This is a genomic window from Ochrobactrum sp. PL_is483, from assembly GCF_055816855.1.
The window spans coordinates 207,682-227,299 of the sequence record NZ_JBVPGS010000032.1 but is presented as its reverse complement, the minus strand read 5'-3'; the positions used below and the strand labels follow the sequence as shown (position 1 = coordinate 227,299).

The window sequence follows — 19,618 nt, the reverse complement described above, 5'->3', positions numbered from 1 at the left end:
CTGGAAACAATGACCTGAAACCGCGTGCCCGCTAGGGAGCGAGCGGTTTCTCCATCGAAAGCATGACTGGCCAAAACCAGCATGAACCCGAAAGCGCCAAAGATGATTTCTGCCCGCCTTGCAGGCTTTCTTGCACAGAGAAACATCCATTACGGATGGATCGTCGCCGCCATCACCTTCCTGACCATGCTGGCGACCGCTGCCGCGATGGGATCGGCGGGCATCCTGATCGAACCGCTCCAGCGGGAATTCGGCTGGACGAATGCGAATATCTCCTTCGCGATGGCGCTTCGCCTCGTGCTTTTCGGCCTTATGGGACCGTTCGCGGCTGCCTTCATGAACCAGTTCGGCCTGCGCCGCGTTGTAGCGACAGCTCTCGTCATGATTTCACTCGGGCTGATCGGTTCCATTTTCATGACCGAGGAATGGCAGATGGTGGGGCTCTGGGGCATCGTGATCGGCCTTGGCACCGGCATGACGGCGCTTGTGCTCGGCGCAACCGTCGCGGCACGCTGGTTCGAAAAGCGGCGCGGCCTCGTCGTCGGCCTGATGACCGCCAGTAACGCTACCGGCCAGCTGGTGTTCATGCCGATCCTCGCCAGCGTCAGCCAGACCATCGGCTGGCGCACATCGCTCACCATCGTCATCTGTTTCCTTGTTGCCGCGCTCCTGCTGGTCCTTGCCCTGATGCGGGACCACCCCGCGGATATCGGCCTCAAGCCTTATGGCCGCACCGCTCCGCTGCCAGCGCCTGAACCTCGCAAAAGCTTCGGCGCCATGCTGGCCTCCCCGCTCGTCACCCTGCGCGAAGCCTCCTCGACCGCAACCTTCTGGGTCCTGTTCCTGACCTTCTTCGTCTGCGGCTTTTCCACCAATGGCCTGATCCAGACGCACTGGATCACGCTTTGCGGCGATTTCGGCATCGCACCCGTCGGTGCGGCGGGCATCCTTGCCGTCATTGGCGCATTCGACCTGATCGGCACGATCATGTCCGGCTGGCTTTCCGACCGGTTCGACAACCGCTGGCTCCTGTTCTGGTTCTATGCGCTGCGCGGCCTGTCGCTGATCTACCTGACCTTCACCGACTTCACCGTCTACGAACTGGCATTGTTCGCGGTCTTTTACGGGCTGGACTGGGTGGCGACCGTGCCGCCGACCGTCAAGCTTGCCGCCGAACGCTTCGGCCCGGAAAAAGCCGGTCTGGTCTTCGGCTGGGTGTTCACCGGCCATCAGATCGGGGCCGCAGCAGCAGCAGCCTTCGCCGGGTTCGTGCGCACCGATTATGACAGCTACACCCCTGCCCTGATCCTCGCCGGTGCCATGTGCTTTGCCGCTGCGGCCATGGTGTTCATCATCAACCGCCCTGCCGCAAGGCCTGCCTTGCAGCCATCATGAGGCGGCAGTTTTTTTGCCCTTCCTGTTCAGCGCCAGCACGCCGAGGCTGATCAGGAAGGCGGCGAGTGTGTCGGTCCAGCCCGGCACTTCGCCAAGCAGGACAAGCGCCAGAACCAGAGTAATGACGGGGATCAGCGCCGATAGCGCTGCCCCTGCCGCCGTTCCCAGCAGGACAACGGCTCGGTTGAAGGCAAAGACACCAAAGGCCGAGGTGAGAACACCCTGATAGAAACCCTGCAAGGCAATATCGCCCCAGGGTGTCGCGCCCATCCCCTTGGGCAGGAAGATCATGTAGATCGGCAGATAGACGATTGCCGAAGTGACGGCGGCGATAGCAGTCGCGTGCAGCCCGTCCATTCCCTTCCTGCGAAACACCATGACATAGATCGCCCAGACCAGTGCCGCGACGAAAAAGAACAGGTGCCCGAGCATTTCCGGCCCGCCCAGTTGCGACAGACCGGCGATCAGCATGGCCCCGATCACGATCAGCACGACCCCGGACCACCGTGACGGCGCAAGATGCTCCTTTAGAAGTGCCACCCCCAAAATGGCAACCATGGCCGTCATCAGCCCCGGAATGAGCGCCGCCGCATGGGACGCCGGGGCATATTGCAGGCCGCAGGTGGTCAGCAGCGCATAGGGAACACCAGCTCCTGAAGCCAGAAGCACGAAGCCGAGCGGACCAAGCTGGCGAAGGCCGAAACCTTTCATCAGAACGACCGGCAGCAGCACCAGTCCTGCCACGCCGAAGCGCAGGGCAATGATGTCGAAAGGCGTCAAGGCGGTCTTGAACCCGAACCGCGTCAGGACGAACGAACCGGACCATACCAGAACCCCGGAGAGCCCCCAGGCCAGACCGCGTATGGTATTGGAAGTCGAAGTCGTCGGATGGTTGTCGGTGATAGCCGTCATTGTCGCTCGCATCAGGAAAAAAGGAATAGCGCCGGACTATTGCATTCCTGGCCGCGACGAGCGCCACGGATAAGCGAGATATGAGATATTAGAATTTCTTATGCCGCTTTGCTTCTGGCCTCCAGAGCCACATCGCAAAACCGATCGATTAGATGCCTGACCGGGCTGTCGGCCCGAAAGACGATATAGACGGTGCGAAACGTCGGCGGATTGAGGCGGCGCGCGCGCAATCCATGCAGGTCGGCGCCCGGCAGGCTGATTTCAGATAGCAGCGTGGTGCCGATGCCATGCCGCACCATTTCCAGCACCGTGGCGACGTCTCGCGTGCGCACCTGCTCGCTGCGCGTTTCACCATCGCCCTCGCTCTCGCCATGAATGATCCGGTCGATGATCATTTCGCAGCCCGCAGCCGCGATAAGCTGGCGGTTGCGCAGTTCCTCTGCGGCAACCGTATCGCTGCGCATGAAGGGATCGTCGCGTTTGCCCACCACAACCAGTTCTTCGCGGCCAACTTCGCGAGCCTCAAGCTCGGGCGTCGGCAGGGACGTAATGCCGAGATCAGCAATGCCGTCCCGCACCCACAGGCTGACATCATCATGTCCGCCCTCGAAAGCGCTGAACTCGATGCCGGGATAAAGCCGCTGAAACGTCTTTCGCAGGCCGGGCAAGATATATTGGAGCTGGCTCGGGATTGCCGCAACGCGCAGCCGTTCAGGGGCGCCAGACGCACGGCACCGTGCCTGCAGCTCTATCCGGTCGATGGCCTGAAGCGCCGCCTTGGCGTCGGCAAGGATCGATTGTCCGAATGCCGTCAGTGCAGCCCCGTCCCGCTTTCGCGCCAGCACCTCGACCCCGAGTATCTTTTCCAGTGTCGCAATCGCCTGGCTTGCGCCCGATTGCGTCAGGCGCAGGCGGCGCGCCGCAGCACCCACGCTGCCGGTTTCCGCGACAGCTTCAAGCAGACGTAACTGGACCAGACTGATCTTCATCGTTTTGGTTACGGCTCAATCTCTCATCAATGCATCGCCCCAGTCGGCGCGACGCGCCCAACGGAACAGATCGCCATCGCGCTTGGTCAGCAGGCGTTCTTCCGCCCTGCCGTCATCCTTGCACAGTTTAACCGAAACTTTGCCGCCGCCAACCCGTGTCGGCGCGACGACCCGTGCTTCCACATCCTCAACCGTCTCGCGCACCGCAGCAAGATAGATGAACTTCTCATCCTCCCAAGGCACTTCCGCTTCCTTGGTCAGGCGATGAATGCGCGAGCGGGCAACACGGCGCGAAAAATGGCACCAATCCGGGGCGATCAGTGGGCACTCGAGCTGGTGCGGACAGGGCGCTGCAATAGCCGCACCTGCGGCGATAAGTGCCCGGCGCGCATCGAGAATGCGCTGCCAGCCCGCCGGTGTGCCCGGCTCCACGATCACCAGCATCTGCCTTGCTGATGCCCACAGGCGCTCGATAAGTTTCTGCCTGTTTTCGGGGGCGAGTTCGTCGAGTACATAAGCAATCGTGACGAGATCAGCTTCAGGAAAATCAAGTTTTTCCCGAACAACATCCCCTGCCCGCCAGTCGAGATCAGACAATCCGCTATCTTGCGAAAGCGCGCTTCCCACCGCCCGGATCGCAGGACTGGCCTCGATCATGGTTGCCGATTGAAGCGTCGGCCAGCATTGCTTTGCCGCCCAAAGAGCCGTTCCCGGTCCGGCCCCCACATCAAGCATGGATTGCGGCGCGAAATCGGGACAGACCTCGGCAGCGCCGTCCAGACTGGCGCGAACCGCCGCATAAGTCGCAGGCAGGCGCGCCGCCAGATAGGCTTTTGCCGCAAGATCGTCGGAAATATGCATGCGGCCGTCCCGCGTCTCGGCGCGATAACGGCGCGAAAGCATCTCGGATGCGCGCTTCAGGTCGGCCAAGGCCACGCCCTCCAGCGCGGCATCCACCGCCTGTCGCAAGGAAGCTGGCAGTTCCATTGCCGGTCAGCGCTCCAGAACCTGTTTCACATCGACCAGATTGGAACGAACGCGCAGGATGTAGAAGCCCATCGTCGTCAGATGCGATGGTGTGAACCAGGCGTCGGGGCTGCCGTTGGAAACGATGAAGGGCTGCATGTCGAGCGCGGCGCGCATCTGCTTTTCCATTTCGTCCCATACACCGTCGAGGTGCTTTTCGGCCAGAACGCCCCTGAAATCCGAGTGTGCCGCACGCAACAGGCCGTAATAGGCATAGAGCTGGCCATAGGCGAACCAGAAACGATCATCCGCACGCGTGTCGAACCAGCCGGCGTGATAATTCTCCGCACGATCCTTGAGGATGGCCGAGGTTGAACCGAGATCGCTCGCGATACGGTCCACGAACTGGATCAGATTGTCGGCGCGGGCATCGAACGTTGCCTGACAGTTTTCAAGCCGTCCGTTGAAGGCGCGCAGATCCTTGATCGCAGAACGATAATAGCTCGGCGTCGGTGTCTTCGGACCGAACGGGCTCAGGCCAAAATACCAGGAATCCTCGGCAAATTGCAGATTTCCACGCGCCTTCTGCAAATCCGCATCGATCTGCGACGTGCCGCGCAAGCGCCCGATATTATCCACGAGTTCAATCGCTGTACGGCGCACGGCTGCATTGATGCCGCGCTGGAACGAAGCCTTGTTGTCGAGGAAAGGCGTGCGATCCCAGTCCAGACCGAAAAGGCCAATCTTGTAAAGCAGCATGGAGGAAATCCACGCATTCTGATTGACGTTGAAGTCGGTAAGATCGGCAGCGACTTCGGCTATGGCCGAGCGCGAGCATTTGCGCGCGGAAGACGGCACCTGCACTGCCTGAACCGGCTGATTCGCAGGCGCGGCATCACCTGTCTGGCTGGTTTCAGGCGCAGCCTGCGTCGTCACCTCTTCCCCGGGCGTGGCCGCATTCTGATAGACATACTTGGCCGGATAATCCGGGTCGAAATTCGTCCAGGCCTGAGTCTGCCAGATGAAATAGAGGTAAAGCCCGCCAAGTCCGATCACGACGACCGCAACAGCAACTTTCCACAAAATTCCAAGCCGCAGGAAAAGCCGCCACAATGCGCCCAAAGGGACGGCAATCAGACGGGCGAGCGCCGCGATGAAACGGCCCAGGAAGGAAAAAACGCCCTTTACTGCATTCCACACTGTAATAAATCCTTCCTTGCCCCCAAATTCCGGGCTTCTCACCGATTTGCGCCGCCAACGGACCTATGTATCCCAAGTCCCGTTCGCAAGCCGCCCGGCCTGAAAAAGCTTCACGTCCACAAATAGAGTGTGCCGATCTTTTCGGCAATCTAGTGCATTTGGAGCCAAAGTGGAAACCGGTTTTGCGTGTGGAAATGCGTAAAAACAAATAGATAGAACAGTCATCCAACTGATTTTATCCGTCATTTTCCGCTGACAGGGTTGAATCCCGGGGACCGATCCGTAACATGGCGCCGACCTGCTTCGGCCGGACATGCGGCAATCCTGCCCGCTTCCCCTCGGCCGACGGTTCCGGAAATTGATGAGCGACAGCAGTTTCAAGTCAGGTGCGAAACGGTTTTCCGCCGGAAACTGCGGCAACGTCGCAATCAAGAACATTTTCGCCGCTGTGGTACTTGAATGGCGAAATCTTTGGTGTTTGCTAAAGTCGGAACCGGAAAAACAAATCAATCCGTCAAAACGGCCCGGTAAATGGAGAGAACAATGAAGTCCGTATCGACCTTTATGCTGACGCTTGCCTTGGGCGGGCTTGCCACGGGCACGGCAATGCTGGGCGCACCAGCAACCGGTTTCGCCGCCGAACCCGAAAGCTGCTCGACCATCCGCTTTTCGGATGTCGGCTGGACCGACATCACCTCCACGACGGCGGTGGCAACGGAAATTCTCAAAGGTCTCGGCTACAAGACCGACATCAAGGTTCTCTCCGTGCCGGTAACCTATGCGTCGCTCAGCAAGAAGGACATCGACGTTTTCCTCGGCTACTGGAACCCGTCCATGACCGCCGACCTTCAGCCCTATCTGGATAACAAGACGGTGGAGACGCTGCGCACCAACCTGACCGGCGCCAAATATACCCTCGCCGTGCCGAAATACGCCTATGATGAAGGCCTCAAGGACTTCAAGGATATCGCAAAGTTCAAGGACAAGCTTGGCGGCAAGATCTACGGCATCGAGCCGGGCAATGACGGCAACCGCCTGATCCTCGACATGATCAGCAAGGACGCCTTCGGCCTCAAGTCGTTCGAACTGGCGGAATCCTCCGAGCAGGGAATGCTGGCGCAGGTCGCACGCAGCATCAAGAGCAAGGACCCGGTCGTGTTCCTGGCATGGGAGCCGCACCCCATGAACAAGCGCTTTGAAATCGCCTACCTCACTGGCGGCGACGACTTCTTCGGCCCCAATCTCGGCGGCGCCAAGGTCGAAACCAATGTCCGCACCGGCTACACGCAGGAATGCCCGAATGTCGGCAAGTTCCTCACCAATCTGGAATTCAAGCTCGATATCGAAAACGAGATCATGGGCAAGATTCTCGACGATGGCCAGGAACCGTCTAAAGCCGCAAATGACTGGCTCAAGGCCAATCCCGGCGTTCTCGACCAGTGGCTTGCCGGTGTAATGACCGTTGACGGCAAGGAAGGCCTGCCGGCCGTCAAGGCAGCACTCGGCCTTTGATTTTCTACGCTGCCGGGCCGCAATGGACGCGGCCCGGCTCATTCCAGCACCATCATCCCAAGCACGCAGCAGGAGACTTGATCGTTGAACTGGCTGACGGACTACAAGATTCCTGTCGGACCAACCGCCAAATCTGTGGTGGACTGGCTGACGACCCATCTGGGGCTCTTCTTCGACACTTTGGCGGCGATCATGCAGGGCCTGATTGACGGCCTGTTGTATCTTTTGCAACTGCCCCATCCACTGCTCCTGATCGCCATCTTCGCAATCATTGCATGGCTGATCCAGCGTCGCATCTCCGTCGTCCTGCTCACCGTTCTGGGTTTCCTTTTCATCATCAATCAGGGCTATTGGGAACCGACCCTGAAGACACTGACACTGGTTCTGTCATCGTGTTTTGTCTGCATGGCTATCGGCGTGCCACTTGGCATTGCGGCGGCCCATCGCCCTGCCCTTTATGCCGCGATGCGTCCGGTTCTCGACCTGATGCAGACCTTGCCGACATTCGTCTACCTGATCCCGGCGATCGTTTTCTTCGGCATCGGCATGGTGCCGGGCTTGCTTGCCACCGTCATCTTCGTAATCCCCGCCCCCGTCCGTCTGACCCAGCTCGGCATTTCCTCCACACCATCCTCTCTCATCGAAGCAGGCGAGGCTTTCGGCGCGTCGCGCTCGCAGCTTCTCTGGAAGGTCGAGCTACCCTATGCGATGCCGCAAATCCTCGCGGGCCTGACCCAGACGATCATGCTTTCGCTGTCGATGGTGGTTATCGCCGCGCTTGTTGGCGCTGACGGGCTTGGCGTGCCGGTGGTTCGCGGACTGAACTCCGTCAACATTTCGCTCGGCTTTGAAGCAGGCTTCATCATCGTCGTGGTCGCCATCGTGCTCGACCGCATCTTCCGCGCCGGCAGGGAAAAATAGCATGATCCGAAAAGTGGAAACCGGTTTTCGGATAAGAACATGCTCAAACAGAGACCAGGAGGAAGCGGGATGACCATCATCGCACTCGAAGACGTCTGCATCATTTTCGGCAGCAATGTCGATGGGGCGCTTGCGCTTGCGGATCGCGGCGCAACCCGCTCGCAGATTCAGGCGGAAACCAATCTCGTGCTGGGCGTGCATAATTGCACGCTCAATATCGAGGAAGGCGAAATCCTCGTTCTCATGGGCCTGTCCGGCTCCGGAAAATCCACCCTTCTTCGCGCGATCAACCGGCTCAATCCGATTTCGCGGGGCCGCGTTCTCGTGCGTGAAGGCAACCGGGCCATCGATGTTGGCAAGGCGGACCGGGGAACGCTCCGCCATCTGCGCACCGAACTCGTCTCCATGGTGTTCCAGCAGTTCGGCCTGCTGCCATGGCGCACGGTCGAGGAAAACGTCGCCTTCGGGCTGGAAATTTCCGGCATGGGCAAGGAAGAACGCCTCGCCAAGGCCCGCGGCCAGCTTGAACTTGTCGGCTTGCAGGACTGGGCCAAGCGCAAGGTCGGCGAACTCTCCGGCGGCATGCAGCAGCGCGTCGGGCTTGCCCGCGCCTTTGCAACCGGCGCGCCGATCCTGCTGATGGACGAGCCGTTCTCGGCCCTCGATCCGCTGATCCGCACCCGCTTGCAGGACGAATTGCTGGCTTTCCAGTCACGTCTGAAAAAGACCATCGTCTTCGTCAGCCACGATCTCGATGAAGCCATGAAAATCGGCAATCGCATCGCAATCATGGAAGGCGGGCGTATCGTTCAGTGCGGCACGCCGCAGGAAATTCTCCTGCAGCCCGCCGATGCATATGTCGCCGACTTCGTTGCGCATATGAACCCGCTCGGCGTGCTTCGCGCCGGAGACATCATGGTGCCTTTCGATCGCAATGCGGCACCGCGTCCTTTTGCGGCCACCGCACGACGCGAAACACTGGTGCGCGACCTGATGAATGCCGTGGCGGACAGCAGCGGCGATGTCGGCATCGTCGAAAACGGCGCCGTGGTCGGCAAGATCGCAGCAGACGACATTGTGCGTGCACTCGCCTGGCATCAGCAGCGCGGCACCTCTTCCTAGAGCATTTCCAGCAAAAGTGTGAAACGGTTTTGCGTTGGAAAATGCGACACGCTTCAAACAAAAAAGCCGCACATTCTCATGTGCGGCTTTCCGAATTTCAGGCTGCGCAAGATGCGCGTCAGCTATGTGCCGCCTGTCTGGCAGCCGCGCGCGCTTCCACGCGTGCCTTGATGGCATCCACATCTGCGCGCGGCGTGGCAGCAAAGAGCTTCTTCGTATAATCGTGCTGCGGATTGTTGAACACGTCGTCGCGCGAACCGTATTCCACCACCTCACCGAAATACATCACCATCACCTCGTCGGCGATATAGCGCACGACCGAAAGATCATGGCTGATGAAGACATAGGTGAGGCCGAACTCTTCCTGCAAGTCGGCCAGCAGGTTCAGAACCTGTGCCTGCACCGACAAGTCGAGTGCCGAAACCGGCTCGTCCAGAATGAGCAGTTTCGGGTTGAGCATCAACGCACGCGCAATGGCGATGCGCTGGCGCTGGCCGCCGGAGAACATGTGCGGATAGCGGTTGAAGTGCTCTCGGCCAAGACCGACCTTCAAAAGCATCTGCATCGCCTTGGCGCGCCGTTCTTCCGCCGTCATGTTGGTGTTCAGCAGCAAGGGTTCCGCCAGCACGTCGCCGATCTTCTGGCGCGGATTGAGCGAACCATACGGGTTCTGGAACACGATCTGCACCTTCTGGCGCATTTCGGCCGTCAGGCCATCGCGAGCGATGTCCACATCCTTGCCGCCGATCTTCAGCTCGCCGGAAGTCTGTGGATCGATCATGGTGAGAATGCGGGCCAGCGTGGACTTGCCACAACCCGATTCACCGACAATCGCCAGCGTCTTGCCCTTTTCCACCTTGAAGCTCACGCCCTTGACGGCATGGACCACCTTTGCCTTGCCGAACAGACCACCGCCGACATGATAATCGCGCTTGATATCGCGCGCCTCGAGAACGATCTCGCTCATCACGCTTCTCCCGCACCATTATTTTCAAAGACGAAATCGGATACCGTCGGAAGACGGTCGCCGGTCGCATTCTCCGGCAGGGCCGACAGCAGCGCACGGGTGTAAGGATGCTTGGGCGCGGAGAACAGCGACAGCACGTCGGCATCCTCCATCTTGTGGCCCTTGTACTGCACGATCACGCGGTCCGCCGTTTCGGCAACCACACCCATGTCATGGGTAATCATGATCAGACCCATGCCATGCTCCACCTGAAGCCGCATCAGCAGATCGAGAATCTGCTTCTGGATCGTCACGTCGAGAGCCGTCGTCGGTTCGTCGGCGATAAGGAGCTTGGGATTGCACGCAATCGCGATCGCGATCATGACGCGCTGGCACTGGCCGCCCGACATCTGGTGCGGGAAGCTTTTCAGGCGTTCCGCCGCATCGCGAATGCCGACCAGTTCCAGAAGCTCGATGGCGCGCGCACGGCTCGCCGAGCCGTTCATGCCCATGTGCTGCTTCAGAACTTCCTCAAGCTGATACCCGACCGTGAAGCAGGGATTGAGGCTGGCGACAGGTTCCTGAAAAATCATCGAAATATCACGTCCGATGATCTTCCGGCGCTCCTTGTCGGACATGGTTCGCAAGTCCTGGCCATCAAAGGTCATGGCGTCTGCGGTAACGGTTGCAGTCTTGGGGAGAAGCCCCATGACGGCGAGCATCCCCACTGACTTGCCCGAACCGGATTCGCCGACAATCGCCAGCACTTCGCCCTTGTCGACCTTGATATCGATCCCGTCGACCGCTTTGAAGGGACCGGTCGAGGTGTCGAACGAAACCGTAAGATTCTTGATTTCTAACAGCGCCATCGATCAGCTCCTTTTGAGCTTCGGGTCAAGCGCATCGCGCAGACCGTCGCCGATCAGATTGATGGCGAGAACAGTAATCAGGATAGCAAGGCCGGGGAACGTCACGATCCACCAGGCGCTGAGGATGAACTCACGCGCTTCTGCAAGCATCGTGCCCCATTCCGGCGTTGGCGGCTGTGCGCCCATGCCAAGGAAGCCCAGAGCTGCCACGTCGAGGATCGCATTGGAGAACGACATCGTTGCCTGCACCACGAGCGGAGCAAGGCAATTCGGCAGAATGGTCTTGAACATCAGGCGCAACTTGCTTGCACCGGCAAGCTTGGCTGCGGTCACATATTCGCGTTCCTTTTCCGCCATGACGGCAGCGCGGGTCAGGCGCGAAAAGTGCGGCAGCAGAACCAGCGTGATCGCCAGTACCGCATTGATCAGGCCAGGCCCGAGAATGGCCACCAGAACCAGTGCCAGCAGCAGCGACGGGAATGCCAGGATAACATCCATGATGCGCATGAACACCGTATCGACACCGCCACCAAAATAGCCGGTAATAAGACCGATCGTGATGCCAAGGCACATCGAAATGATGACGATGACGAAGCCCACGAGCAGCGAATATTGCGAGCCGTAGATCAGGCGGGACAGGATATCACGTCCGACCGCATCCGTTCCCAGAAGGAACTGGGTCGAGCCGCCGTTTTCCCAGAATGGCGGGACCTTCACGAATTCACGGAATTGTTCCGTGGGATCATGCGGCGCAATTAGCGGAGCAAAGATTGCGATCAGAATGATCGCGACAAATACGAAAAGACCGATCACAGCGCCGCGATTGACGCTGAAATAAAACCAGAAATCCTTCAGCGCACGCATCTTGCCAATGTCGTTCGCGGCTTCCGGCTGAATAGCTGAGTGTGTCATGATACCCTCACTTGTGCCGGATACGCGGATTGATGAGACCGTACAGCAGATCGACGACCAGATTCACCAGCATGATGATGAATGCGATCAGCAGCAATCCGCTTTGCACGACCGGATAATCGCGACGGAAAATGGAATCGAGCATCCATTTGCCGATACCGGGCCATGAGAAGATCGTTTCGGTCAGGATCGCACCAGCCATCAGAACGCCGACCTGAAGGCCGATCGTCGTGATGACAGGGATCATCGCATTGCGCAGTGCATGCAGGCCGACAACGCGACGAACCGGCAGGCCCTTGGCGCGCGCGGTGCGTACATAGTCTTCACCCAGGACTTCCAGCATCGCAGAGCGCGTCTGGCGGGCGATAACGGCCAGCGGAATGGTCGCCAGAACGATGGTCGGCAGGATGAGATGCGAGGCTGCGGATACGAAAGCCCCCTTCTGGTCCGACATCAGGCTGTCGATCAGCATGAAACCAGTGACGGGCGGGAAGAAATAGAGCAGCGAGATGCGGCCGGAGACCGGCGTCCACTGCAGCACGCCAGAGAACAAGATGATGAGCAGGAGCGCCCACCAGAAGATCGGCATTGAATAACCGACCAGCGACACGCCCATCAGCCCCTGATCAAACCACGAGCCGCGCTTGACGGCGGCGATGACGCCAGCCGGAATGCCGAGGAGAATAGCCACGATAATCGCGCAGATGGACAACTCTACCGTTGCGGGAAACAGCGCGAAAAATTCGACGAGAACAGGCTTTTTGGTCACCAGAGACTGACCGAAATCGCCGTGCAGCAAGTTCCAGACATAGTCGAGATATTGCTGCCAGATCGGGCGATCAAACCCAAGCTGTGCCATCAGTTCGGCATGGCGCTCAGGGCTTACGCCGCGTTCGCCGGCCATCAGCAGCACAGGGTCGCCGGGAAGAACCCGGACGAAGGCAAATGCCACGATTGTAATGCCTATGAAGGTCGGAACCAGATAGACGAGTTTGTTGAATATGAAACGGAACATACAAAAACTCCGACCGGGTGCAGGGGATCACCCTACACCCGGCCGCTTGTGTTGTCAGATTTTACTCGGAAATATCAACTTCTTCGAAGCGATAGTCGCCAAGCGGGCTCTGCTTGAAGCCGGTAACCTTGGCCGACATCGGCACGAAGACCGTCGAGTGAGCGAGGGTGTTCCACGGAGCCTGGTCCTTGAAGATCACCTGCGCTTCTTCGTAAAGCTTGGTACGCTCTTCCTGGCTGGTCGTGACCTTGGCCTTCTGGATCAGGTCTTCAAACGGCTTGTAGCACCACTGGGCGCGGTTGTTCGAACCGACGCCAGCGCAGCCGAGAAGCGTGCCCATGAAGTTGTCCGGATCGCCATTGTCGCCGGTCCAGCCGAGGATCACGGCACCGTCACGGTCCTTGTCGCCCGACTTCTTGAGGTATTCGCCCCATTCCATCGAAACGATCTCTGCACTGACGCCAACCTTGGCCAGATCGGACTGCATGAGTTCAGCCGTGCGGCGGCCATTCGGCATATAAGGACGGCTGACAGGCATAGCCCACAGCTTCATCTTCAGATCCTTAACGCCAGCGGCTTCGAGAGCCTTCTTGGCAGCTTCCGGATCGTACTTGTCGTCCTCGATCTTGTCGTTATAGCCCCACATCGTCGGCGGGATCGGGTTCTTGGCCACCTGGCCCTGGCCCTGATACACGGCATCGACAATGGCTTGCTTGTTGATTGCCTGGTTCAGCGCCTTGCGAACTTCCGGCTTGTCATAAGGCGCCTTCAGCGTGTTGTACGCGAAGTAAGCCACATTGAGGCCTGCCTGCTCATCAACCTTGAGGTTGGAATCGGCCTGAAGGCCCTTGATGTCAGCCGGTGCCGGATAGGACATCAGGTGGCACTCGCCAGCCTTGAGCTTCTGCGCGCGAACAGCAGGATCGGTCGTGATCGCGAAGACGAGATCGTCGATCTTCGGCTTGCCGCCCCAATAGTTTTCGTTGGCCTTGAAGCGAACGACGGCGTCCTTCTGATAGGCGACGAACTGGAACGGGCCGGTGCCGACCGGAATCTGGTTCAGATCGTCCTTCTTGCCATCGGCGGCAAGCTTGTCCGTGTATTCCTTCGAGATGATCGAAGCGAAAGGCATCGAGATATTGGCGAGGAACGGCGCTTCTGGCCGGTTCAGCACAAACTTGACCGTGTAATCGTCAACCTTGACGATATCCTTGATCAGAGCGCCCATCTCCATGCTGTCGAAATATTCATAGGTGATGCCAGCGGTGTACTGGTGCCAAGGATTGTCCTTGTTGCGCATGCGGTCATACGAGAAGATCACGTCGTCAGCGTTGAAATCGCGGGTCGGCGTGAAATAGTCGTTCGAATGGAACTTGACGCCCTTGCGCAGGTGGAAGGTGTATTCCAGACCGTCTTCGGTAACGTCCCAGCTTTCTGCCAGACCCGGCACAACTTTCGTCGTCCCGTTTTCGAATTCGGCAAGACGGTTATAGACCGGATGAGCCGAGGCATCGAACGTATCGCCGCCGGTATAGGCGGCCGGGTCGAAGCCTTCAGGCGAAGCCGGCGAGCAATACACAAAGGTCTTCGCCGATGCAGCACCGCTCATCAGAGCCACCAGCGCGGTTGCTGCCAGAAGTTTTTGGTAGAATTTCATTATTGTCCGCCTCCACGGAAAAATATGCCGCGCGCACCCCATTGCCCGCAGCTTGCGCTTATCGAAACGTGTGGATCGCCACTTTGCAAGCGCAATTTTTAGAACCAGTTCATATTCTCAACCGATTATGGCCCGGATCATTAGATTTTTATTCTATGGAGTGGCCATTATTCGGAAAATTGCGCTAAAGCACAACGAATTATAATATTATTCGCACGCGTTTTGCATGGGATAATGCAACTTACGCATCACTGACTCGGGCGCAACGCGGAGACAACCACCAGAAAATTGCTCGCAATTTCACGCCGATCACACTCGCAGTCGAATTGACTGGCGCTTTGGGCAAAGACGAATTAATAAGTGGATAATATGAGTCATATTTGAGTCTCGCCGAAAATGCTCGAAACCAATCCAATTCGCCCGACCACGCCGGAAGCCATCCAGCTTGCCAAGACCCTGCTGCGGACGTCTCGCTACGGTGCCGTCGCTGTTTTTGACCCGGCCACCGGCAGACCGCTGGCGAGCCGTGTTGCCGTTGCGACGGACATGGATGGCACGCCGCTGATCCTGGTCTCCGGACTGGCGGCACACACGCCGGGACTGCTGGCCAACCCGTCCTGCTCGCTTCTGCTTGGCGAAGTCGGCAAGGGAGATCCCCTCGCCCATGCGCGCGTCACGCTGCACTGTCAGGCGCGAAAAGTTGAGAGGTCTGCTGCTGATTATCCGCGCATTCGCCGGCGCTATCTCAACCATAATCCTAAAGGTTCGCTTTATGTGGATCTTGGAGATTTCGCGTTTTTCAGGCTCGAACTGGAAAGCGCCAGCCTGAACGGCGGCTTTGGCAAGGCGTTCAATCTGACGCGGGACGATATGCTGTGCGCGGCTTCCACCAGCGCGGAGTTTGCCGAAGGCGAGCAAAGCGCGCTGAATGAACTAAACGAAAACCATGGGCCGGAAATTGCGTATATAGCTCAAAAGATTTTTAAAGCAGGCTCTAATAAGGGCCCATTGAAAGTGACAGGGCTGGACCCGGACGGCGCCGATATTTCCAGCGGTGACATCATCCTGCGTCACGCATTTTCAAGGAGCGTTGATTCCCTAAGGGAAGCCGTTGCAGCCTTGGCCAAACGGTAAAATAAAGCCCGCTGAAACAAAAGCGCATTTTTTTTGGGACGAAATTGCAGGTCTTTATACTGGATTGAATATAAGCAAGGGCTTTTCAAAAGCGGCATCTAGCATTATTTTCAATATGCATGCTTCTGAAAGTTTGCATGTATATTTTTAACTCTGTCCAGTCTTACGGGGGTATGACGGCAAATGAGTAGACAAGATACTTTTTTTGATTTGATTGAGAATGTAGATCAGGCTGCCGATTTCCTTTCGGCACTTGCCAACAATAAGCGATTACTAATTCTGTGTAAGTTGCTCCATAATGAAATGTCCGTAGGCGCACTTGCCAAGGCGATTGATCTTAGCCAATCCGCTTTGTCTCAGCACCTGGCAAAACTACGAGCTCTCGACCTCGTTTCAACCCGTCGCGACGCGCAGACCATCTACTACATGGTTTCGTCGCCGCATATCGAGTTGATGTTGTCGACACTCTCGAGTCTGTATATGAGTCCAACACCGCGCAGACACAATCTGGCGGCAGTCGCTCACGCATAAAATCATGAGGTCTCAGCCGTGCGATGAACGAAAATTCTCATTCGCACGGCTGCGTCTGGAAGATTGACGATCCAGACGATATTCGCCTTTCCCCCTATCGCAGCATTCGCGAAAAAGATCTCGTAGGGCGCCAGCAGCGGTTTATCGCTGAAGGCAAGGTGGTCCTGAACGTCCTGTTCTCGGCTTCTGCTCGTTTCGAGACAGAATCCCTGCTCGTTCTGGAGAACCGGCTTGGTGGCCTTGGCGAGCAGCTCAGCCAGTTGCCGCCAGACGTGCCTGTTTACTCTGTTTCACAGACGATCATGGACGCGGTCGCGGGATTTCACGTCCATCGCGGCATTCTTGCCGTCGGCCGTCGCAAGCCGCAACCGGGCCTGCGGGCAATGCTGGAAGCGCTGCCTGGAAAATCGCTCGTTGTGGTCCTGTGCGGCATTTCCAATCACGACAATGTCGGCTCAATCTTTCGCAATGCCGCCGCTTTTGAAGCCGATTGCGTGCTTATGGACGAAACCTGTTGCGACCCGCTTTACCGCAAGGCCATTCGCGTATCGGTCGGCGCCACATTGAAGGTTCCCTATTTCCACGGCGGAAACATCGATGAAATCGTCGCCGCGCTGGGCGATGCCGGGTTCAATCTGCTGGCGCTCAGCCCGTCATCTCCGCTCAGCATCTATGATGCGGCCAAGCATGACCGCCACGCGCTCCTGCTCGGCACAGAAGGTGAAGGACTGCCGCCTCGCCTTCTTCATAAACTGCAAACGGCCAGGATTCCGATGTCCGATGCCTTCGACAGCCTGAATGTAGCAACCGCATCCGGCATCGCCTTGTCGCGCTTCAGCAAGTTTCAGTAGACGTCTCATTTTCCTGGCGATGATAACGCCGCCGCTATCAATCGGCCGTCAATGGCTGCCAATCCTGTTGCAATCATCGCCATACCGATCACGTGTTTGGTTTGCAAAGTCTCGCCAAGAAAAAGCGCTCCAAGCAGGATAGCGCTGACCGGAATGAGAAACGTCACCAACATGAGATTGACCGCACCCGCCGTCGATAGGATGCGGAAAAAGAGAACGTAAGCGAGTGCCGTCGAAAGCAGCGCGATACCGGCCAGCGCTCCCCAGACTGCAGCGCTCGGACCAGCCAGCGTCCAGGGATGATCCACCAACAGGGCTATCGGGATGAGCATGATCGTTGTGGCCGTTACCTGGCCCGTGGCTGTTATCAGCGGCGCAACCCCCAACGCTTTGAAGCGACGCCCAAAAATACCTGCCAGCGAATAGGAGAATGCAGCACAGAGAATCGCAAGCTGCGGCCACAGGCTGCCTCTGATTCCGGCGATAGCATCGGGCCCGATCATGATCGCTACCCCGAAGAAGCCGATCAAAACACCGGCGATCTTGTTCCGGGTGATCTTTTCGTCCGCCGTCAGAAAATGCGCGACAATAACGCCGAAGAGCGGTGTCGTGGCATTGAGGATGGAAGCCAACCCACTGGCGATCTGAGTCTGCCCCCAGACGATGAGACAGAATGGCAGCAGATTGTTGAGAAAGCCCATACCGAAAAACGCCAACCATATGCGGCGATCTTTCGGCAATGATAGGCCCATCATTCGAATTAATATGACCAAAGCGAGCGCAGCCAGCCCGACCCGGAGCGTGACGATAGTAAAAGGTGGCAACTCCCGAACGGCAATACCGTTGAAGAAGAACGAACCACCCCAAAGAACGGAAAGAATAATGAGCATCACCCATTCCTTCCATCCCATCATCTTCTGCGCCGTCATCTTTAAAACCTCTGAAGCCAAAGCTTAAGTTCTGCTGACTATCAACTTAGGCTGGTGTGGGGCCATCCATAGATGCAGCGCGTGCAATTGGCTTCCCGTTTATTGCTTTCAAATTCCAGAGTAATTCCTGCTAAGGCGGGAAACGGTTTTGCGCAGGATAATGCCGGAAAAAACAAATAGATAGAGCGGTTTCAGCGCGTCGATGTAACTGGAAATGCTCTAACCGAGATAGCGCCGTGCCGGTGCATACAAAAAAGCGGATGCTCTTCGCACCCGCCTCTCAGTCATTGATCAGAAAAACAGTCAAGCTGCAGAAACACTGGCCGTGTTGGCAACAAGACGCCGCAGCATTTCTTCTGCCTGCGGTTCACGCTCGGAACGACCGATGAAGCCGCCGCCGAAGACGCGCGCAGTGTTGCTTTCATCGGAATAAAGCACGCAAGCCTGTCCCGGAGCGATGCCGCTTTCGCCATCAACCAGTTCAACCCACGTCTGGCCATCGGCATGACGCAGCACGGCAGGACGCGGCGGCCGGGTCGAGCGGACCTTGGCGAATACTTCCATTCCGGCTTCCGGCAGATCATTGATCGGCGCATCGCCGAGCCAGTTGATGTCGCGCAGGAAGACTTTGTGCGTTTCCAAAGCTTCGCGGGGGCCGACGATAACCCGCGCATTGGCGGCATCAAGATGAACCACATAAAGCGGTTCGCCCGTAGCCACGCCAATGCCACGGCGCTGGCCGACCGTATAATGCACAATACCGTCATGGCGGCCGAGCGTGCGGCCATCAATATGAACAATATCGCCGGGATTGGCCGCTTCCGGCTTCAATTTGGAGATAATGTCCGAATATTTGCCCTGCGGCACGAAGCAGATGTCCTGGCTGTCCTGTTTCTTGGCGACGGTCAGGCCCATTTCCTCGGCAATTTCGCGCACCTGCGCCTTTGGCAGATGACCGAGCGGGAATCGCAGATAGTCGATCTGCTCCTGCGTGGTTGCAAAGAGGAAGTAGCTCTGGTCGCGATCCGTATCGACCGGGCGATAGAGCGCACGATGCGCGCCATTGGCGCGGCTGCGGATATAGTGACCCGTCGCCAGTGCGTCGGCGCCAAGATCGCGCGCGGTCTGAAGAAGATCAGCGAACTTGACTGTCTGATTGCACGAAACACATGGAATCGGCGTTTCGCCGCTCACATAGGAGTTTGCAAAAGGATCGATCACGGCTTCGCGGAAGCGCGCTTCGTAATCGAGAACATAATGCGGAATACCGAGACTTTCCGAAACGCGGCGGGCATCCTCGATGTCCTGTCCCGCACAGCAGGAACCGGCGCGATGAACGGCAGCGCCATGATCGTAAAGCTGTAGCGTCACGCCAACGACATCGTAACCTTCACGTTTGAGAATCCCGGCCACAACAGATGAATCGACGCCGCCCGACATGGCGACGACAACGCGCGTGTCTTCCGGCTTTCCCGGCAGATCGAGGCTGTTCAGGCTCATGATTGATTCCAGCTTCCGGGCAAACGCCCTGCTTCTCAAAATTTAGGTTTCTGCGCCCTATATAGGCCAAACTGCGGCAATTTGCCAAGGGTAAGCTAACAATCATTGTCATGATTAGCGCCACCAGCGCACACTTCCGCGTGAATTTTTCCGGCCTTATGCCTCGAAAAAGCCCGCAATAGGGCGAAAACGATTATTTTTCCAAGTCTTACCAGAGCGTTACCAGCTGCTTAGGTAATTTTTAAAGCTGTCGCGCT

At 57.8% G+C, this 19,618-nt stretch carries 18 protein-coding genes; 7 read left to right on the top strand and 11 right to left on the bottom strand.

Annotation, left to right across the window (positions count from 1 at the left end; translation table 11 throughout):
- Nucleotides 1-102 precede the first annotated feature (102 nt).
- Nucleotides 103-1,395, top strand: coding sequence for an MFS transporter (locus tag AC0TNJ_RS09640; protein ID WP_473769691.1), 1,293 nt, complete (start codon nucleotides 103-105; stop codon nucleotides 1,393-1,395).
- Here AC0TNJ_RS09640 and AC0TNJ_RS09635 read toward each other — a convergent pair.
- From AC0TNJ_RS09635 to AC0TNJ_RS09620, 4 genes are all read right to left on the bottom strand, one after another.
- Nucleotides 1,390-2,307 (bottom strand): DMT family transporter, encoded by a 918-nt coding sequence (locus AC0TNJ_RS09635; RefSeq protein ID WP_473770958.1) that lies wholly within the window; start codon nucleotides 2,305-2,307, stop codon nucleotides 1,390-1,392. The genes AC0TNJ_RS09640 and AC0TNJ_RS09635 overlap by 6 nt on opposite strands.
- A gap of 98 nt (nucleotides 2,308-2,405) precedes the next feature.
- Nucleotides 2,406-3,296 carry a LysR family transcriptional regulator gene (locus tag AC0TNJ_RS09630; RefSeq protein WP_473770957.1) on the bottom strand — a complete coding sequence of 297 codons (891 nt, stop codon included), beginning with the start codon at nucleotides 3,294-3,296 and terminating at the stop codon, nucleotides 2,406-2,408.
- A 15-nt stretch (nucleotides 3,297-3,311) separates the two neighbouring features.
- Nucleotides 3,312-4,283, bottom strand: a complete 972-nt coding sequence (locus tag AC0TNJ_RS09625) for a small ribosomal subunit Rsm22 family protein (protein WP_473770956.1) — start codon at nucleotides 4,281-4,283, stop codon at nucleotides 3,312-3,314.
- Nucleotides 4,284-4,289: 6 nt separating this feature from the next.
- Complete coding sequence (locus AC0TNJ_RS09620; RefSeq protein ID WP_473769695.1) at nucleotides 4,290-5,462, bottom strand: DUF2333 family protein; 1,173 nt, start codon at nucleotides 5,460-5,462, stop codon at nucleotides 4,290-4,292.
- Nucleotides 5,463-6,005: 543 nt separating this feature from the next.
- Between AC0TNJ_RS09620 and AC0TNJ_RS09615 the strand changes: the two genes are divergently transcribed.
- From AC0TNJ_RS09615 to choV, 3 genes are all read left to right on the top strand, one after another.
- A complete protein-coding gene (locus AC0TNJ_RS09615) occupies nucleotides 6,006-6,974 on the top strand; it encodes a choline ABC transporter substrate-binding protein (protein WP_473770955.1) in 969 nt (322 codons plus the stop codon).
- A gap of 84 nt (nucleotides 6,975-7,058) precedes the next feature.
- Nucleotides 7,059-7,895, top strand: a complete 837-nt coding sequence (gene choW, locus AC0TNJ_RS09610) for a choline ABC transporter permease subunit (RefSeq protein WP_122001318.1) — start codon at nucleotides 7,059-7,061, stop codon at nucleotides 7,893-7,895.
- Between the two features lie 69 nt (nucleotides 7,896-7,964).
- Nucleotides 7,965-9,017, top strand: coding sequence for a choline ABC transporter ATP-binding protein (gene choV / locus AC0TNJ_RS09605; protein ID WP_122001319.1), 1,053 nt, complete (start codon nucleotides 7,965-7,967; stop codon nucleotides 9,015-9,017).
- Nucleotides 9,018-9,135: 118 nt separating this feature from the next.
- Here the strand turns inward: choV and AC0TNJ_RS09600 are convergent, their stop codons facing one another.
- The 5 genes from AC0TNJ_RS09600 to AC0TNJ_RS09580 form a co-directional block, all read right to left on the bottom strand.
- Nucleotides 9,136-9,984, bottom strand: coding sequence for a dipeptide ABC transporter ATP-binding protein (locus AC0TNJ_RS09600; protein WP_122001320.1), 849 nt, complete (start codon nucleotides 9,982-9,984; stop codon nucleotides 9,136-9,138).
- Entirely contained in the window at nucleotides 9,984-10,832 is an 849-nt protein-coding gene (locus AC0TNJ_RS09595; RefSeq protein ID WP_122001321.1) for an ABC transporter ATP-binding protein, read from the bottom strand. The genes AC0TNJ_RS09600 and AC0TNJ_RS09595 overlap by 1 nt, the downstream gene beginning before the upstream one ends.
- Before the next feature lie 3 nt (nucleotides 10,833-10,835).
- On the bottom strand, nucleotides 10,836-11,744 hold the full coding sequence (locus tag AC0TNJ_RS09590; RefSeq protein WP_122001322.1) for an ABC transporter permease subunit: 909 nt from the start codon (nucleotides 11,742-11,744) through the stop codon (nucleotides 10,836-10,838).
- A 7-nt stretch (nucleotides 11,745-11,751) separates the two neighbouring features.
- A complete protein-coding gene (locus AC0TNJ_RS09585; protein WP_122001323.1) occupies nucleotides 11,752-12,759 on the bottom strand; it encodes an ABC transporter permease subunit in 1,008 nt (335 codons plus the stop codon).
- 61 nt (nucleotides 12,760-12,820) lie between these two features.
- Nucleotides 12,821-14,416, bottom strand: a complete 1,596-nt coding sequence (locus AC0TNJ_RS09580; RefSeq protein ID WP_473769699.1) for an ABC transporter substrate-binding protein — start codon at nucleotides 14,414-14,416, stop codon at nucleotides 12,821-12,823.
- 396 nt (nucleotides 14,417-14,812) lie between these two features.
- Here AC0TNJ_RS09580 and AC0TNJ_RS09575 point away from each other — a divergent pair, with 396 nt between their 5' ends.
- The 3 genes from AC0TNJ_RS09575 to AC0TNJ_RS09565 all read left to right on the top strand — a co-directional run bounded on the left by AC0TNJ_RS09575 (nucleotide 14,813) and on the right by AC0TNJ_RS09565 (nucleotide 16,932).
- Nucleotides 14,813-15,550 (top strand): HugZ family pyridoxamine 5'-phosphate oxidase, encoded by a 738-nt coding sequence (locus tag AC0TNJ_RS09575; protein WP_473770954.1) that lies wholly within the window; start codon nucleotides 14,813-14,815, stop codon nucleotides 15,548-15,550.
- Nucleotides 15,551-15,733: 183 nt separating this feature from the next.
- Nucleotides 15,734-16,081, top strand: coding sequence for a metalloregulator ArsR/SmtB family transcription factor (locus AC0TNJ_RS09570; RefSeq protein ID WP_122001326.1), 348 nt, complete (start codon nucleotides 15,734-15,736; stop codon nucleotides 16,079-16,081).
- A gap of 23 nt (nucleotides 16,082-16,104) precedes the next feature.
- Complete coding sequence (locus AC0TNJ_RS09565; protein WP_473770953.1) at nucleotides 16,105-16,932, top strand: TrmH family RNA methyltransferase; 828 nt, start codon at nucleotides 16,105-16,107, stop codon at nucleotides 16,930-16,932.
- A 5-nt stretch (nucleotides 16,933-16,937) separates the two neighbouring features.
- Here AC0TNJ_RS09565 and AC0TNJ_RS09560 read toward each other — a convergent pair whose 3' ends face one another.
- Nucleotides 16,938-17,861, bottom strand: a complete 924-nt coding sequence (locus AC0TNJ_RS09560; protein ID WP_473770952.1) for a DMT family transporter — start codon at nucleotides 17,859-17,861, stop codon at nucleotides 16,938-16,940.
- A 303-nt stretch (nucleotides 17,862-18,164) separates the two neighbouring features.
- Complete coding sequence (mnmA, locus tag AC0TNJ_RS09555; RefSeq protein WP_473770951.1) at nucleotides 18,165-19,361, bottom strand: tRNA 2-thiouridine(34) synthase MnmA; 1,197 nt, start codon at nucleotides 19,359-19,361, stop codon at nucleotides 18,165-18,167.
- Nucleotides 19,362-19,618: the final 257 nt, after the last annotated feature.

What these genes read in the sequence shown, in the direction of transcription:
- AC0TNJ_RS09640 (WP_473769691.1), top strand. Translation starts at nt 103, where the DNA reads ATGATTTCTGCCCGCCTTGCAGGCTTTCTTGCACAGAGAAACATCCAT.
- AC0TNJ_RS09635 (WP_473770958.1), bottom strand. Translation starts at nt 2,307, where the DNA reads ATGACGGCTATCACCGACAACCATCCGACGACTTCGACTTCCAATACC.
- AC0TNJ_RS09630 (WP_473770957.1), bottom strand. Translation starts at nt 3,296, where the DNA reads ATGAAGATCAGTCTGGTCCAGTTACGTCTGCTTGAAGCTGTCGCGGAA.
- AC0TNJ_RS09625 (WP_473770956.1), bottom strand. Translation starts at nt 4,283, where the DNA reads ATGGAACTGCCAGCTTCCTTGCGACAGGCGGTGGATGCCGCGCTGGAG.
- AC0TNJ_RS09615 (WP_473770955.1), top strand. Translation starts at nt 6,006, where the DNA reads ATGAAGTCCGTATCGACCTTTATGCTGACGCTTGCCTTGGGCGGGCTT.
- choV (WP_122001319.1), top strand. Translation starts at nt 7,965, where the DNA reads ATGACCATCATCGCACTCGAAGACGTCTGCATCATTTTCGGCAGCAAT.
- AC0TNJ_RS09600 (WP_122001320.1), bottom strand. Translation starts at nt 9,984, where the DNA reads ATGAGCGAGATCGTTCTCGAGGCGCGCGATATCAAGCGCGATTATCAT.
- AC0TNJ_RS09595 (WP_122001321.1), bottom strand. Translation starts at nt 10,832, where the DNA reads ATGGCGCTGTTAGAAATCAAGAATCTTACGGTTTCGTTCGACACCTCG.
- AC0TNJ_RS09590 (WP_122001322.1), bottom strand. Translation starts at nt 11,744, where the DNA reads ATGACACACTCAGCTATTCAGCCGGAAGCCGCGAACGACATTGGCAAG.
- AC0TNJ_RS09585 (WP_122001323.1), bottom strand. Translation starts at nt 12,759, where the DNA reads ATGTTCCGTTTCATATTCAACAAACTCGTCTATCTGGTTCCGACCTTC.
- AC0TNJ_RS09580 (WP_473769699.1), bottom strand. Translation starts at nt 14,416, where the DNA reads ATGAAATTCTACCAAAAACTTCTGGCAGCAACCGCGCTGGTGGCTCTG.
- AC0TNJ_RS09575 (WP_473770954.1), top strand. Translation starts at nt 14,813, where the DNA reads ATGCTCGAAACCAATCCAATTCGCCCGACCACGCCGGAAGCCATCCAG.
- AC0TNJ_RS09570 (WP_122001326.1), top strand. Translation starts at nt 15,734, where the DNA reads ATGAGTAGACAAGATACTTTTTTTGATTTGATTGAGAATGTAGATCAG.
- AC0TNJ_RS09565 (WP_473770953.1), top strand. Translation starts at nt 16,105, where the DNA reads ATGAACGAAAATTCTCATTCGCACGGCTGCGTCTGGAAGATTGACGAT.
- AC0TNJ_RS09560 (WP_473770952.1), bottom strand. Translation starts at nt 17,861, where the DNA reads ATGACGGCGCAGAAGATGATGGGATGGAAGGAATGGGTGATGCTCATT.
- mnmA (WP_473770951.1), bottom strand. Translation starts at nt 19,361, where the DNA reads ATGAGCCTGAACAGCCTCGATCTGCCGGGAAAGCCGGAAGACACGCGC.